We start from the raw sequence: 14,733 nt of genomic DNA, 5'->3' as shown, positions 1-14,733 counted from the left end.
CCCGGCTTCAAGCCGAAGAAATCGGTCGCGCTCTCGGGCGTGACGGCGGGCAACACGGCGCTGTGCACGGTCGGGCGCACCGGCAACGATCTGCACTACCGCGGCTACGACATCCTCGACGTCGCCACCACCTGCGAGTTCGAGGAGATCGCCCACCTGCTCGTGCACGAAAAGCTGCCGACGCAAGCCGAGCTCACCGCCTACAAGACCAAGCTCAAAGCCTTGCGCGGCCTGCCCGCGAACGTCAAGGCCGCGCTCGAATGGGTGCCCGCTTCCGCGCATCCGATGGACGTGATGCGCACCGGCGTCTCGGTGCTCGGCACCGTGCTGCCCGAGAAGGACGACCACAGCCTCGCCGGCGCGCGCGACATCGCCGACCGCCTGATGGCCTCGTTCGGCTCGATGCTGCTCTACTGGTACCACTACTCGCACAACGGCCGGCGCATCGAGGTGGAGACCGACGACGACTCGATCGGCGGCCATTTCCTGCACCTGCTGCACGGCAAGGAACCCGCGAAGGCGTGGGTCGACGCGATGCACACCTCGCTGATCCTGTACGCCGAGCACGAGTTCAACGCCTCGACCTTCACCGGCCGCGTGATCGCGGGCACGGGCTCGGACCTCTACTCGGCGATCACCGGCGCGATCGGCGCGCTGCGCGGGCCGAAGCACGGCGGCGCGAACGAGGCCGCGTTCGAGATCCAGACCCGCTACCAGACCCCCGGCGAGGCCGAAGCCGACATCCGCCGCCGCGTCGAGAACAAGGAAGTGGTGATCGGCTTCGGCCACCCGGTCTACACGATCTCGGACCCGCGCAACAAGGTCATCAAGGAAGTGGCGAAAAAGCTCTCGAAGGAAGCGGGCAACCTGAAGCTCTTCGATATCGCCGAGCGGCTCGAAACGGTGATGTGGGACGTGAAGAAGATGTTCCCGAACCTCGACTGGTTCAGCGCCGTGTCGTACCACATGATGGGCGTGCCGACGGCCATGTTCACACCGCTCTTCGTGATCTCGCGCACCTCGGGCTGGGCTGCGCACATCATCGAGCAGCGCATCGACAACAAGATCATCCGGCCGAGCGCGAACTACACGGGCCCGGAAGACCTTAAATTCATGCCAATCGAGAAGCGCTGACCGGGAAAGTAAAGGGGATAATGCGGGATCGAACCCGCATGTCCCCTCGCCTCACGATCACGACTCGCGTATCACCCCACGCCATGAATACAGCACATCGCAAACCCCTGCCCGGCACGAAGCTGGATTACTTCGACACGCGCGCCGCAGTCGAGGCGATCCAGCCCGGCGCCTACGACACGCTGCCCTACACCTCGCGCGTGCTCGCCGAAAACCTCGTGCGCCGCTGCGATCCCGATTCGCTCGCCGCCTCGCTCAAGCAGATCATCGAACGCAAGCGCGAGCTCGATTTCCCATGGTTTCCGGCGCGCGTCGTGTGCCATGACATCCTCGGCCAGACCGCGCTCGTCGATCTCGCCGGCCTGCGCGACGCGATCGCCGCGCAAGGCGGCGATCCGGCGCTCGTCAACCCGGTCGTGCCGGTGCAACTGATCGTCGATCATTCGCTCGCCGTCGAATGCGGCGGCTTCGATCCGGACGCGTTCGCGAAGAACCGCGCGATCGAGGACCGCCGCAACGTCGACCGCTTCGACTTCATCAACTGGACCAAGCAGGCGTTCAAGAACGTCGACGTGATTCCGCCGGGCAACGGCATCATGCATCAGATCAACCTGGAACGGATGAGCCCGGTGATCCATGCCGTGGACGGCGTCGCCTACCCCGACACGCTCGTCGGCACCGACAGCCATACGCCCCACGTCGACGCGCTTGGCGTGATCGCCGTCGGCGTGGGCGGGCTCGAAGCCGAGAACGTGATGCTAGGCCGGGCGTCGTGGATGCGCCTGCCCGACATCGTCGGCGTGGAACTGACCGGGCGCCGCCAGCCCGGCATCACCGCGACCGACATCGTGCTCGCGCTGACCGAATTCCTGCGCAAGGAAAAGGTGGTGGGCGCGTATCTGGAGTTCCGCGGAAGGGGCGCATCGAGCCTCACGCTCGGCGACCGCGCGACGATCTCCAACATGGCGCCCGAATACGGCGCCACCGCCGCGATGTTCTTCATCGACGAGCAAACCATCGACTACCTGCGCCTGACCGGCCGCGACGATCAACAGGTGAAGCTCGTCGAGACCTATGCGAAGACGGCCGGCCTGTGGGCGGATTCGCTCGCGCACGCCGAATACGAGCGCGTGCTGCACTTCGATCTGTCGAGCGTGGTGCGCAACATGGCGGGGCCGTCCAACCCGCACAAGCGGCTGCCGACGTCCGATCTCGCCGCGCGCGGCATCGCCGGCAAGTGGGAGGACGTGCCCGGCCAGATGCCCGACGGCGCGGTCATCATCGCCGCCATCACCAGTTGCACGAACACCAGCAACCCGCGCAACGTGATCGCCGCGGGGCTGCTCGCGCGCAACGCCAACGCGCGCGGCCTGGCGCGCAAGCCGTGGGTGAAGTCGTCGCTCGCGCCGGGGTCCAAAGCGGTCGAGCTGTATCTGAAGGAAGCGAAGCTCTTGCCCCAACTCGAGCAGCTCGGCTTCGGCATCGTCGCGTTCGCCTGCACGACGTGCAACGGCATGTCGGGCGCGCTCGATCCGGCGATCCAGCAGGAGATCGTCGAGCGCGACCTGTACGCGACCGCCGTGCTCTCCGGCAACCGCAACTTCGACGGCCGCATCCACCCGTACGCCAAGCAGGCGTTCCTGGCGTCGCCGCCGCTGGTGGTGGCCTACGCGATCGCCGGCACGATCCGCTTCGACATCGAGCAGGACGCGCTCGGCACAGGCGAGGACGGCAAGCCCGTCTACCTGAAGGACATCTGGCCGAGCGACGAGGAGATCGACGCGATCGTCGCGCAAAGCGTCAAGCCCGAGCAGTTCCGCCAGGTCTACGAGCCGATGTTTGCCGTGACGGCCGAAGGCGGCGCGCCGATCAGTCCGCTCTACGACTGGCGCGCGCAAAGCACCTATATCCGCCGCCCACCCTACTGGGAAGGCGCGCTCGCGGGCGAACGCACGCTGCGCGGGTTGCGTGCCCTCGCAGTGCTCGGCGACAACATCACGACCGACCACCTCTCGCCGTCGAACGCGATCCTCCCGGACAGCGCCGCCGGCGAATACCTCGCGCAAATGGGCCTGCCGGAGGAGGACTTCAATTCCTACGCGACCCATCGAGGCGATCACTTGACCGCGCAGCGCGCAACCTTCGCCAACCCGACGCTCGTGAACGAGATGGCGATCGTCGACGGCAAGCTCAAGAAGGGATCGCTCGCGCGCATCGAGCCGGAGGGCCGCGTCACGCGCATGTGGGAAGCGATCGAAACCTACATGGAGCGCAAGCAGCCGCTCATCATCATCGCCGGGGCGGACTACGGCCAAGGCTCGTCGCGCGACTGGGCGGCCAAGGGCGTGCGCCTCGCGGGCACCGAGGCGATCGTCGCCGAGGGGTTCGAGCGCATTCACCGCACGAACCTCATCGGCATGGGCGTGCTGCCGCTCGAGTTCAAGCCGGGTACGAACCGCCTGACGCTCGGCATCGACGGCACCGAGACCTTCGACGTGATCGGCAAGCGCACGCCGCGCGCCAATCTCACGCTCGTGATTCACCGCAGGAACGGCGAGCGCGTAGAGGCGCCCATGACCTGTCGGCTCGACACCGCCGAGGAGGTCTCGATCTACGAGGCGGGCGGCGTGCTGCAGCGTTTCGCGCAGGACTTCCTCGAATCGTCGTCGAAAGCGGCTTGAGCGAGGGACGTACATAGCCATCGCCGGCGGGCGGCGCGACAGTGCCGCCCGCCGTCTCCGTTTCATCAGGACATCCACCCCATGGCCCACGTACCGCAGACCAAGATTGCCGCCGCTTACATGCGCGGCGGCACCAGCAAAGGCGTGTTCTTCCGCCTCCAGGACTTGCCCGAAGCCGCGCGCGTGCCGGGCGCCGCGCGCGACGCGCTGCTCATGCGCGTAATCGGCAGCCCCGACCCGTACGGCAAGCAGATCGACGGCATGGGCGGCGCGAGCTCGAGCACGAGCAAGACGGTCATCGTGTCCAAGAGCCGCAAGCCGGGGCACGACGTCGACTACCTGTTCGGCCAGGTCTCCATCGATAAAGCCTTTGTCGACTGGAGCGGCAACTGCGGCAATCTCTCCGCCGCCGTGGGGCCGTTCGCCATCGCCTCCGGGCTGATCGACGCGAGCCGCATCCCTCGAAACGGCATCGCCACGGTGCGGATCTGGCAGGCGAATATCGGCAAGACCATCGTCGCGCACGTGCCGCTCACCGATGGCGCCGTGCAGGAAACCGGCGATTTCGAGCTCGACGGCGTAACCTTCCCCGCCGCCGAAGTGCAGCTCGAGTTCATGGACCCGGCCGCTGACGAAGACGGCGCAGGGGGCGCGATGTTCCCGACCGGCAATTTGGTCGACGACCTCGACGTGCCCGGCATCGGCACACTGAAGGCGACGATGATCAACGCCGGCATCCCGACCATCTTCGTCAATGCGGAGGCGATCGGCTACACCGGCACCGAGTTGCAAGACGCGATCAACAGCGATGCCGATGCCCTCCAGAAATTCGAAACCATCCGTGCTTATGGCGCGCTACGCATGGGCTTGATCCAGGACCTGAACGAGATCGCGACGCGCCAGCACACGCCGAAGATCGCGTTCGTGGCGAAGCCCGCCGATTACGTCGCATCGAGCGGCAAACCCGTTTCGGCCGCCGACGTCGACCTGCTCGTGCGCGCGATGTCGATGGGCAAGCTCCATCACGCGATGATGGGCACAGCGGCGGTCGCCATCGGCACGGCGGCGGCCATTCCGGGCACGCTCGTGAATCTCGCCGCGGGCGGCGGCGAGCGCAATGCGGTGCGCTTCGGGCATCCGTCGGGCACGCTGCGCGTCGGGGCGCAAGCCGCGCGCATCGACGGCGAATGGACGGTCACCAAGGCCATCATGAGCCGCAGCGCCCGCGTGCTGATGGAAGGATGGGTGCGCGTGCCGGGCGACGTGCTCTAGGCAGGACTTGATTTGCAACAAAAGGAAGCGGACATACGCCGCTCGGCTTCAACTGGCAGATCAGCCTCTCGCTGATCCCGGTGTTCGCCGCGCGCGAAACGGCCGTCGCGACGCTCGCGACCGTCTACGCGGTCGGCGGCGGCGACGCCGACACGGCGGGCCGTGCCGGAGAAACTGTCGGCGCCGCTCGACACCGGCGAGCAACCGCCGCGCTTTCTTCCGCCGCGCAAATAGCGCACCGCCAGGCGGCTATGGCCCTGGCGCCGGCCGCGCCGGACCAAGCCGGGATTCCAGCGCACCCCGCTCTTGCGGCCGATAATCGGTCGGCCGCCCCCCCGTCCACTTCCTGAACGCGCGATGAAACGCGCTCGGCTCGGCAAATCCCACCGCGATCGCGATGTCCGCGATCGTCTGCTCGCCCGTCTGCAGCGCGGCGATCGCCATGTCCCTGCGCAGCGCGTCCTTGATCGATTGATACGTGTAGCCCTCCTGCTTGAGCCGCCGACGCATCGTCGCTTCGGCAAAACGCAGCTTGGCGGCCATCCCGTCCGCGCCGGGCCACTCGGCGATCGGCATCGCGCGCAAGGCGCGCCGCACGCGCGCGGCAATCGAATCGGGATTGCGGTACTTGACGAGAAAACTCGCGGGCGCGTCACGCAGGAACGGCTTCAGCGACTTCACAGTCTGGATCACCGGCAGTTCGAGAAATTCCGGCGACAGATCGACGTGCGACGAGCGCTGCCCGAACTTGAGGTCGTCGCACAGCATCGACCGGTACTCGTGCCCGGCCTTGGGCTCGGGGCAGCTGAAGCGCGCCTCGAGAATCGGAATGCGCCGCCCCACGAGCCAGCACACCACGCCGTAGACGAGGATGAAGTAGGTCGCGTAGGCGAACATCTGCTTAGGGCCGGCGCCGTCGCGCACTTGGAACGCCAAGCGCACGCGGCCACGTACCATCTCGATCTGCGCGCCCATGTCGTCGAGCACGAAGCGCATGAAGCCCGTCGTGCGCGCGAGCGCCTGCGCGCCGTTGCGCGCGGTCAGCGCCGCCTGGCACATCGCGATGAAGCTGCCGCTTCTCATGGGATGCGAGTCCTGCCCGAAGAACTCGTCGTCGAGCGTGCGGCAGACCGCATTCCACAACGCGCCGTATTGCGCCGACGACACGCGCGCGAGCGGCGAGCCCAATAGCTGCGGCGCGATGCCGGCCTCCTCCAGAAGCGGCTGCGGATCGGCGCCGCACCGCTTGACGCAGCGCACGGCCTCTTCGACGAGGCTGACTGCGATAGTCCCTTTTTCGTTATGCATTGCAGCAAAGTTGAATCGGCACAAGTGCCGATGGCAAATACGCTCAACAAAATTGATCGGCTTGAGCATCGAAAGCCGCCCCCGCCCTTCATACACTCTGTCGCAACAATCAGCAAGACAGGAACGGATGTGATGGACGACTTCTACACCGACGAACAACGGATGATCCGCGACGCGGCGCGCGAGTTCGCCACTGAGCGCCTCGCGCCGAACGCCGGCAAGTGGGACCGCGAAGGCGCGCTGCCGCGCGAAGTCGTCTCGCAGCTCGGCGAACTCGGGCTGCTCGGCATGATCGTGCCGCCCGAATGGGGCGGCACCTACACCGACTACACCGCCTACGCGCTCGCGCTCGAAGAAATCGCCGCAGGCTGCGCCGCCTGCGCGACGTTGATGAGCGTGCACAACTCGGTCGGCTGCGGGCCGATTCTGAATTTTGGCACCCATGCCCAGCAAGCGCGCTGGCTGCGCGATCTCGCGCTCGGCAGGACCATCGGCGCGTTCTGCCTGACCGAGCCGCAAGCAGGCTCGGAAGCCAACAACCTGAAGACGCGCGCCGTGCTCGAAAACGGCGAATGGGTCCTCAACGGCAGCAAGCAGTTCGTGACCAATGGCAGCCGCGCGGGTGTCGCCGTGGTGTTCGCGGTCACCGACCCGGAATTGGCCAAACGCGGCATCTCCGCGTTCATCGTGCCGACCGATACACCGGGCTTCAACGTCGGCCGCCCCGAAAGCAAGCTCGGCATCCGCGCCTCCGACACCTGCCCGATCTCGCTCGAAAACTGCCGCGTTCCCGAGGAAAACCTGCTCGGCGAGCGCGGCGAAGGCTTGAAGATCGCGCTGTCGAATCTCGAGGGCGGACGCATCGGCATCGCCGCGCAGGCGGTCGGCATCGCGCGCGCCGCATTCGACGCCGCCCGCACGTACGCGAACGAACGCATCCAGTTCGGCAAGACGATCAAGGAGCACCAGACCATCGCCAACATGCTCGCCGACATGGAGACGCGCCTGAACGCCGCGCGCCTGCTCGTGCACCACGCGGCGCGGCTGCGCAGTGCCGGCAGGCCGTGCTTGTCGGAAGCGTCGCAGGCGAAGCTCTATGCTTCGGAGCTCGCGGAGGAAATCTGCTCGAACGCGATCCAGATTCATGGCGGCTATGGGTATCTCGAGGATTACCCCGTCGAGCGGCATTACCGCGATGCGCGCATCACGCAGATCTACGAAGGCACGAGCGAAGTGCAGCGCATGGTGATCGCGCGGCACGTGTGAACCGCGCCCGCTACGAGCGGGACGATAAAGAAAGCATGGAATCGGCGTAAGCGCTGAAGCGCTAACTCTGATCGACATAGGAGACGACGATGACGGCAGCACAACGCTTCCTCGATGCGCGCGATTTCCTCTTGCGCCATCGAACCGACTACGAGCGCGCCTATCGCGAGTTCACGTGGCCGCAGCTCGACGCGTTCAACTGGGCGCTCGACTACTTCGACGCGATGGCGCGCGGCAACGACAATCCCGCGCTATGGATCGTCGATGCAGCCACGGGGAACAGCCTGAAGCTGTCGTTTGCGCAGATGTCCGAGCGCTCGTCGCGCATCGCGAACCATCTGCGCAGCATCGGCGTCGCGCGCGGCGACCGGGTGCTGCTGATGCTGCCGAACCGCGTCGAGCTATGGGACGCGATGCTGGCCGCGATCAAGCTCGGCGCGGTGGTGCTGCCCGCGACGACGCAACTCTCGGCAAGCGACGTGCGCGACCGCGTGGAAGTCGGCGCGCCGAAGTTCGCGATCGTCGATGCGGCGGAGATGGCGAAGTTCGAAGCGCTCGATGCACCGCTCACGAAGATCGCCGTCGGCCATGCCGAAGCCAAGGAAGGCTGGCTCGATTTCGCCGACGGCTACGAGGCATCGCCGCACTTCACGCCCGACGGCATCACGCACGCCACCGATCCGCTGCTGCTCTACTTCACCTCCGGCACCACCTCGAAGCCGAAGCTCGTCCAGCACACGCACCAGAGCTACCCGGCGGGCAGTCTCTCGACGATGTACTGGGTAGGCCTGCGGCCCGGCGACGTGCATTGGAACATCAGCTCGCCCGGCTGGGCGAAGCACGCCTGGAGCTGCTTCTTCGCGCCGTGGAATGCACAGTCGTGCGTGTTCGTCTCCCAGTACACGCGCTTCGACGCCAAGGAAACGCTCGATACGCTCACGAGGCACGGCATCACCACGATGTGCGCTCCGCCCACCGTCTGGCGCATGCTCGTGCAGGAGCCGCTCGCGTCGTACGCGGTGAAGCTGCGCGAGATCGTCGGCGCAGGCGAGCCGCTGAATCCGGAGATCATCGAGCGCGTGCGCAACGCGTGGGGCGTGACGATCCGCGACGGCTTCGGCCAGACCGAAACCACCTGCCTGATCGCCAACTCGCCGGGGCAGCCGGTGGTGCCCGGCTCGATGGGACGGCCGATGCCCGGCTACCGGATCGAGCTCGTCGATCACGACGGACACCCTGCGGACGAAGGCGAGATCACCCTGCCGCTCGCCACGAGCACACCGCTCGGCCTCATGACCGGCTACGCGAACAACCGCGAGGCGACGGCGCACGTGATGCGCGACGGCCGCTACCGCACCTCGGACGTCGCGGTGCGCCGCCCCGATGGCTATTTCATCTACATCGGCCGCGCCGACGACGTCTTCAAGTCTTCCGACTATCGCTTAAGCCCGTTCGAGCTCGAAAGCGTGCTGATCGAGCATGAGGCGATCGCCGAAGCGGCCGTCGTGCCGAGCCCCGATGCGCTGCGCCTCGCCGTGCCGAAAGCGTTCATCGCCTTGCGCCATGGCTTCGAATTCGGCCCGGAGCTCGCGAAGAGCGTGTTCCGCTTCTCGCGCGAAAAGCTCGCGCCGTACAAGCGGATTCGCCGCATCGAAGTAATCGAGCTGCCGAAGACGATCTCCGGAAAGATCCGCCGCGTGGAACTGCGCCGCCGCGAGATCGAGCGCGGCGAGACGCCCGCGCGCGCTGCGGGCGAGTTCTGGGAAGAAGACTTCCCCGAACTGCGCTGAGCAAGCCGTGCTTTCCGTTCCCCCATTCCCTATCCCCGGCCGCGCGCCGGGACGACCCACATGAGGAGCCTGTCAATGAGCGCAATTCCGTCCACCGCTGCCAAGCCGTCGGCCGTGCCGAGCGTCAAACTGCTGATCGACGGCGAGTTCGTCGAATCGTCGACGAACGAATGGCGCGACATCGTGAACCCGGCGACGCAGGAAGTGCTCGCGCGCGTGCCGTTCGCGACGGCCGCCGAAATCGACGCCGCCGTGAGCGCCGCGCATGCGGCGTTCGCGCAATGGAAGACGACGCCGATCGGCGCGCGCGTGCGCATCATGCTCAAATACCAGGCGCTGATCCGCGAGCACATGCCGCGCATCGCGAAGATCCTCACGGCCGAGCAAGGCAAGACGCTGCCCGATGCCGAAGGCGACATCTTCCGCGGCCTCGAAGTCGTCGAGCACGCCTGCTCGATCGGCACCCTCCAGCTGGGCGAGTTCGCCGAGAACGTCGCCGGCGCAGTCGATACCTATACGCTGCGCCAGCCGCTCGGCGTCTGCGCAGGCATCACGCCGTTCAACTTTCCCGCGATGATCCCGCTCTGGATGTTCCCGATGGCGATCGTCTGCGGCAATACGTTCGTGCTGAAACCGTCCGAGCAGGACCCGCTCTCGACGATGGCGCTCGTCGAGCTCGCGATCGAAGCCGGCGTGCCGCGCGGCGTGCTCAACGTGATCCACGGCGGCAAGGAGGCCGTCGACGCGCTCTGCACGCACGAGCACGTGAAGGCGATCTCGTTCGTCGGCTCCACGGCCGTCGGCACGCACGTCTACACGCTCGCGAGCGAGCACGGCAAGCGCGTGCAATCGATGATGGGCGCGAAGAACCACGCCGTGGTGCTGCCCGACGCGAACAAGGAGCAGACGCTCAACGCGCTCGCCGGCGCGGGCTTCGGCGCGGCGGGCCAGCGCTGCATGGCGACGTCCGCGGTGGTGCTGGTCGGCGCGTCGCAGGCGTGGCTGCCCGAGCTCGTTGCGAAGGCGAAGACCTTGAAGGTCAACGCAGGCACCGAGGCCGGCACCGATATCGGCCCGGTCGTTTCGAAGAGCGCGAAGGAACGTATCCTGTCGCTGATCGGCAAGGGCGTCGAGGAAGGCGCGACGCTCGATCTCGACGGCCGCGGCGTCAAGGTGCCGGGCTACGAGCAAGGCAACTTCATCGGCCCGACCATCTTCTCGAACGTCACCACCGACATGACGATCTACACGACCGAGATCTTCGGCCCGGTGCTCATCGTGCTGAACGTACCGACGCTCGACGACGCGATCGCCCTCGTCAACCGCAATCCGTTCGGCAACGGCGTGGGCCTGTTCACGCAAAGCGGCGCGGCGGCGCGCAAGTTCCAGAGCGAGATCGACATCGGCCAGGTCGGCATCAACATTCCGATTCCCGTGCCCGTGCCGTTCTTCAGCTTCACGGGCTCGCGCGGCTCGAAGCTCGGCGACCTCGGCCCGTACGGCAAGCAGGTGGTGCAGTTCTATACGCAGACCAAGACCGTCACCGCGCGCTGGTTCGATGACGCGACCGTGAGCGACGGCGTGAACACGACGATCAGCCTGCGCTGAACAAGAGGACTTAAAGATGAAAATCGCCTTTATCGGCCTCGGCAACATGGGTGCGCCGATGGCCCTCAACCTGCTGAAAAACGGCCACACGCTGAACGTGTTCGACCTGAACCAGGCCGCGGTGCAAACGCTCGTCGACGCCGGCGCGAGCGCGAGCGCCTCGCCGAAAGCCGCCGCCACCGGCGTCGAATGCGTCGTCACGATGCTGCCGGCCGCCGCGCACGTGAAGCGCGTGCTGACCGCCGACGACGGCGTGCTCGCCGGCATCGCGCGCGGCGCGACGATCGTCGATTCGAGCACGATCGATCCCGCGAGCGCGCAGGCGTTCGCCAAGCTCGCCGCCGAGCGCGGCAACCCGTTCGTCGATGCGCCCGTGTCTGGCGGCACGGGCGGCGCGGCAGCGGGCACCCTGACCTTCATGGTGGGCGCGAACGCCGGCGTCTACGAGCAGGTCAAGCCCATGCTGGCGGCGATGGGCAAGAACATCGTCCATTGCGGCGACACCGGCATGGGACAGGTCGCGAAGATCTGCAACAACCTGCTGCTCGGCATCACGATGGCGGGCGTGGCCGAAGCGATGTCGCTGGGCGTCGCACTCGGCATCGATCCGAAGGTGCTGGCGGGGATCGTCAACACGTCGACAGGCCGCTGCTGGAGCTCCGACACCTACAACCCCTACCCCGGCATCGTCGAGACCGCGCCGGCCTCGCGCGGCTACACCGGCGGCTTCGGCACCGACCTGATGCTGAAGGATCTCGGCCTCGCCGCCGACGCCGCAAAATCCGCGAAGCAGCCCGTCTATCTCGGTGCGCTCGCGCAGCAGCTCTACCAGACGATGAGCAAGCACGGCGACGGCGGCCTCGACTTCTCGTCCGTCATCAAGCTGTACCACGACGTTGGAGCCAAGCGATGATCGAACTCGATACCGCGAGCGAGCCGGGCATCGCACTGATCACGCTGAAGCGCCCTCCCGCCAACGCCTTCACGGCGGAAGGCCTGCTGCAATTGCAGCGCACGATCGAGCAGCTGAACGACGAGCCGCGCGTGCGCGCGATTGTCATCACCGGGGACGGCCCGAAGTTCTTCTGCGCGGGTGCGGATCTCAACCAATTCGCCGATGGCGACCGCGCCCACGCACGCGTAGCGGCGCAACGCTTCGGCGCCACCTTCGAAGCCCTGCAGAACGCGCGCGCGGTGGTGATCGCGGCGATCAATGGCTACGCGATGGGCGGCGGGCTCGAATGCGCGCTCTCGTGCGATATCCGCATCGCCGAGGAGCACGCGCAGCTCGCGTTGCCCGAGCCGGGCGTCGGCCTCCTGCCTTGCGGCGCAGGCACGCAGACGCTGCCCTGGCTCGTCGGCGAGGGCTGGGCCAAGCGGATCATCCTGACGGGCGAGCGCGTCGATGCGAAGACCGCGTTGCGCATCAATCTCGTCGAGGAAGTCGTCGAACGCGGCGCGTCGCGCGATGCGGCCATGGCGATGGCGCGGCGAGTGAATGCCTTGAGCCCGCAGGCAGTGACGTCCAGCAAGACGCTGATTCATCAGGCGCGCAACGGCGTGCCCCGCGGCGCGGCGCTCGCCCTCGAGCGCGAGCGTTTCGTCGATCTGTTCGATGGCAGCGATCAACGCGAAGGCGTCAACGCCTTCCTCGAAAAACGCGCGCCGCACTGGAGCACGAGCCAGGGAGATAATCCGTGAACGAGCGCGTCGAAGCACCGGCGGTTCAGGTTCAGGCCGCGCAATCGCCGGAAGCCCCATCGCAGGGACGCGTGCTTTGCCACGTCGTCAATCGCGTCGCCATCCTGACGCTCGATCGGCCGCACGCGTTGAATGCGTTGTCGCACGAGATGGTGCTCGAGCTGGCGGAGCAAGTCGAACGCTGCCGCGGCGACGACAAGATCGTCGCGCTCGTGCTGCGCGGCACGGGCGACAAGGGCTTCTGCGCAGGCGGCGACGTGCGCGCGCTCTATCACGCCAGCGCCGCGCCGCTCACGGATACGCCCTCTGCGTGGCAGCAATTCTTCATCGACGAATACCGCCTAGATTTCGCGCTGCACGCGTTTCCGAAGCCGATCGTCGCGCTGATGGACGGCATCACGATGGGCGGCGGCATGGGGCTCTCGCAAGCGGCGACACTGCGCATCGCCACCGAGCGCAGCAAGATCGCGATGCCGGAGACGCGCATCGGCTTCGTGCCCGACGTCGGCGCAACACGCTTCCTGAGCGTGATGCCCGTGGAGCTCGAGCTGTACGTCGGCCTGACCGGCGCGACACTCTCCGGCGCCGACGCCGTGCGCTGCCGCCTCGCCGATGCGTGCGTGCCGGGCGAATGGCTGCGCACGTTCGAAGCGCGCCTGCAGCGCATGCCCGATACCGATGTCGAACGCGCCCTCGCAGACGTCTTCATTCCGCCCGCGAACATCACGCCGCACGCAAACCTCGACGCGTTCATGCCGCTCATCGTCAAGCACTTCGCGCCTCGCCTGAGCGTGATGGAGATGGCCGCATCACTCGCCGCCGACCTTCGTCTCGATCCGCCGCGCGAACTTCGCACCTGGCTGCAAGCGACGCTCGACGCGCTCAATGCGCATTCGCCGACGATGCTGCAGGTCACGCGCGAAGCCCTGCTGCGCGGACGCTCGATGACGCTTGCCGAATGCTTCCGCATGGAGCTCGGCATCGCCACGCGCGCGATCGAAGAAGGGGATTTCCGCGAAGGCGTGCGCGCGCATCTCGTCGACAAGGACCGTCAACCGCGATGGCAGCCCGCGACGCTCGCCGAGGTGCGCATCGAACGCGAGCGGCACTTCCTGCGCTCGCCATGGATGAGCGACAGGCATCCGCTCGCGGAACTGGGCGCACTGCCGCAACGGCGCGCATCGAAGCTCGCGGCCTAGCAGCCGCTGCCGCCGCTTTGCTCACGGCGAATCGACGAGTCCCATCGCGATCGCCTTGACGACGGCCTGCACCTTGTTGGTGGCCGAGAGCTTGAGCAACACGTTGTTGACGTGGAAGTTGACCGTGCGCTCCGAAATGTTGAGGATCTGCCCGATCTCGCACGACGTCTTGCCTTCCCCGGTCCAGCACAGCACCTCGCGCTCGCGCGGCGTCAGCACAACGCTCGCTTCGGGCGCGAGCTTCGGCACGAGAAACCGGCTCATCAGCGTATGCGCCATGTTCGCGAGCCAGTTCGTTTTCAGCGTCAGATCGTTGATCTCCGATGGCGTCAGCAGATCGGAAGATCGTGAAATCGTCAGGAGTCCGCATACACCATGCGCGGCCCAACTCGAATGCGCGACACCAACCGCAAGCCCGAAGTCGCGCGCGTCCTCCCATAGCTGGGGCGAATCGTCGGGCGGCGAGTCAGGCCACACGATCAGGCCCGTGGTACTCATCGCCGCGCGTACAGTCGAGTCTATTTCGATGTAGTTGCTCTCCTGATAGTGCTTCATCCACCCCTTCGGATACGTATCGAAGATCGCCACCGAAGGCTTCGATACCGGCAGTGGGACGCGAATTCCGTAACAGCAATACTCGAAGCCGAGCTGCTTGGAGAAATCAGCGATCTCCGCAAACAGAAGCTGCTCGTTCTTCGCACTGTGAAACCGCTGAAAAGCGTCTTGCCATATCAACTCCATTTTTTCCCCGCACATCGAAAGACTGTCATAGTT

The 14,733-nt window shown here is 66.5% G+C and carries 11 protein-coding genes; 9 read left to right on the top strand and 2 right to left on the bottom strand.

Features of this window, described 5'->3' with window-relative positions:
- The 3 genes from prpC to prpF form a co-directional block, all read left to right on the top strand.
- Nucleotides 1-1,134 (top strand): bifunctional 2-methylcitrate synthase/citrate synthase (gene prpC, locus FAZ69_RS03160; RefSeq protein ID WP_136892460.1); only part of this gene is annotated, 1,134 nt, incomplete at its 5' end.
- A gap of 83 nt (nucleotides 1,135-1,217) precedes the next feature.
- Nucleotides 1,218-3,815, top strand: a complete 2,598-nt coding sequence (gene acnD / locus FAZ69_RS03155) for a Fe/S-dependent 2-methylisocitrate dehydratase AcnD (protein WP_136892459.1) — start codon at nucleotides 1,218-1,220, stop codon at nucleotides 3,813-3,815.
- Nucleotides 3,816-3,896: 81 nt separating this feature from the next.
- Nucleotides 3,897-5,087 (top strand): 2-methylaconitate cis-trans isomerase PrpF, encoded by a 1,191-nt coding sequence (gene prpF / locus FAZ69_RS03150; protein ID WP_136892458.1) that lies wholly within the window; start codon nucleotides 3,897-3,899, stop codon nucleotides 5,085-5,087.
- A 249-nt stretch (nucleotides 5,088-5,336) separates the two neighbouring features.
- Here the strand turns inward: prpF and FAZ69_RS03140 are convergent, their stop codons facing one another.
- The gene (locus FAZ69_RS03140; RefSeq protein ID WP_136892457.1) at nucleotides 5,337-6,395 is read right to left on the bottom strand and encodes an AraC family transcriptional regulator; all 1,059 of its coding nucleotides are present in this window, start codon (nucleotides 6,393-6,395) and stop codon (nucleotides 5,337-5,339) included.
- A 132-nt stretch (nucleotides 6,396-6,527) separates the two neighbouring features.
- Between FAZ69_RS03140 and FAZ69_RS03135 the strand changes: the two genes are divergently transcribed.
- The 6 genes from FAZ69_RS03135 to FAZ69_RS03110 all read left to right on the top strand — a co-directional run bounded on the left by FAZ69_RS03135 (nucleotide 6,528) and on the right by FAZ69_RS03110 (nucleotide 13,959).
- Nucleotides 6,528-7,661 (top strand): acyl-CoA dehydrogenase, encoded by a 1,134-nt coding sequence (locus tag FAZ69_RS03135; protein WP_136892456.1) that lies wholly within the window; start codon nucleotides 6,528-6,530, stop codon nucleotides 7,659-7,661.
- An 89-nt stretch (nucleotides 7,662-7,750) separates the two neighbouring features.
- On the top strand, nucleotides 7,751-9,451 hold the full coding sequence (locus tag FAZ69_RS03130; protein ID WP_136892455.1) for an AMP-binding protein: 1,701 nt from the start codon (nucleotides 7,751-7,753) through the stop codon (nucleotides 9,449-9,451).
- Nucleotides 9,452-9,526: 75 nt separating this feature from the next.
- Complete coding sequence (locus FAZ69_RS03125; protein WP_136892454.1) at nucleotides 9,527-11,059, top strand: CoA-acylating methylmalonate-semialdehyde dehydrogenase; 1,533 nt, start codon at nucleotides 9,527-9,529, stop codon at nucleotides 11,057-11,059.
- 16 nt (nucleotides 11,060-11,075) lie between these two features.
- Nucleotides 11,076-11,972, top strand: a complete 897-nt coding sequence (gene mmsB, locus FAZ69_RS03120) for a 3-hydroxyisobutyrate dehydrogenase (RefSeq protein ID WP_136892453.1) — start codon at nucleotides 11,076-11,078, stop codon at nucleotides 11,970-11,972.
- Entirely contained in the window at nucleotides 11,969-12,760 is a 792-nt protein-coding gene (locus FAZ69_RS03115) for an enoyl-CoA hydratase (protein WP_136892452.1), read from the top strand. Before mmsB ends, FAZ69_RS03115 begins: the two co-directional genes overlap by 4 nt.
- Nucleotides 12,757-13,959, top strand: coding sequence for an enoyl-CoA hydratase/isomerase family protein (locus FAZ69_RS03110; protein WP_136892451.1), 1,203 nt, complete (start codon nucleotides 12,757-12,759; stop codon nucleotides 13,957-13,959). Before FAZ69_RS03115 ends, FAZ69_RS03110 begins: the two co-directional genes overlap by 4 nt.
- Nucleotides 13,960-13,980: 21 nt before the next feature.
- Here the strand turns inward: FAZ69_RS03110 and FAZ69_RS03105 are convergent, their stop codons facing one another.
- A complete protein-coding gene (locus FAZ69_RS03105; RefSeq protein WP_136892517.1) occupies nucleotides 13,981-14,700 on the bottom strand; it encodes an autoinducer binding domain-containing protein in 720 nt (239 codons plus the stop codon).
- Nucleotides 14,701-14,733: the final 33 nt, after the last annotated feature.

It is taken from the genome of Trinickia terrae, assembly GCF_005144415.1.
In the GTDB taxonomy this organism is placed as follows: domain Bacteria; phylum Pseudomonadota; class Gammaproteobacteria; order Burkholderiales; family Burkholderiaceae; genus Trinickia_A; species Trinickia_A terrae.
The sequence above is the reverse complement of the archived record's forward strand: the minus strand, read 5'-3'. Positions and strand labels throughout refer to the sequence as shown.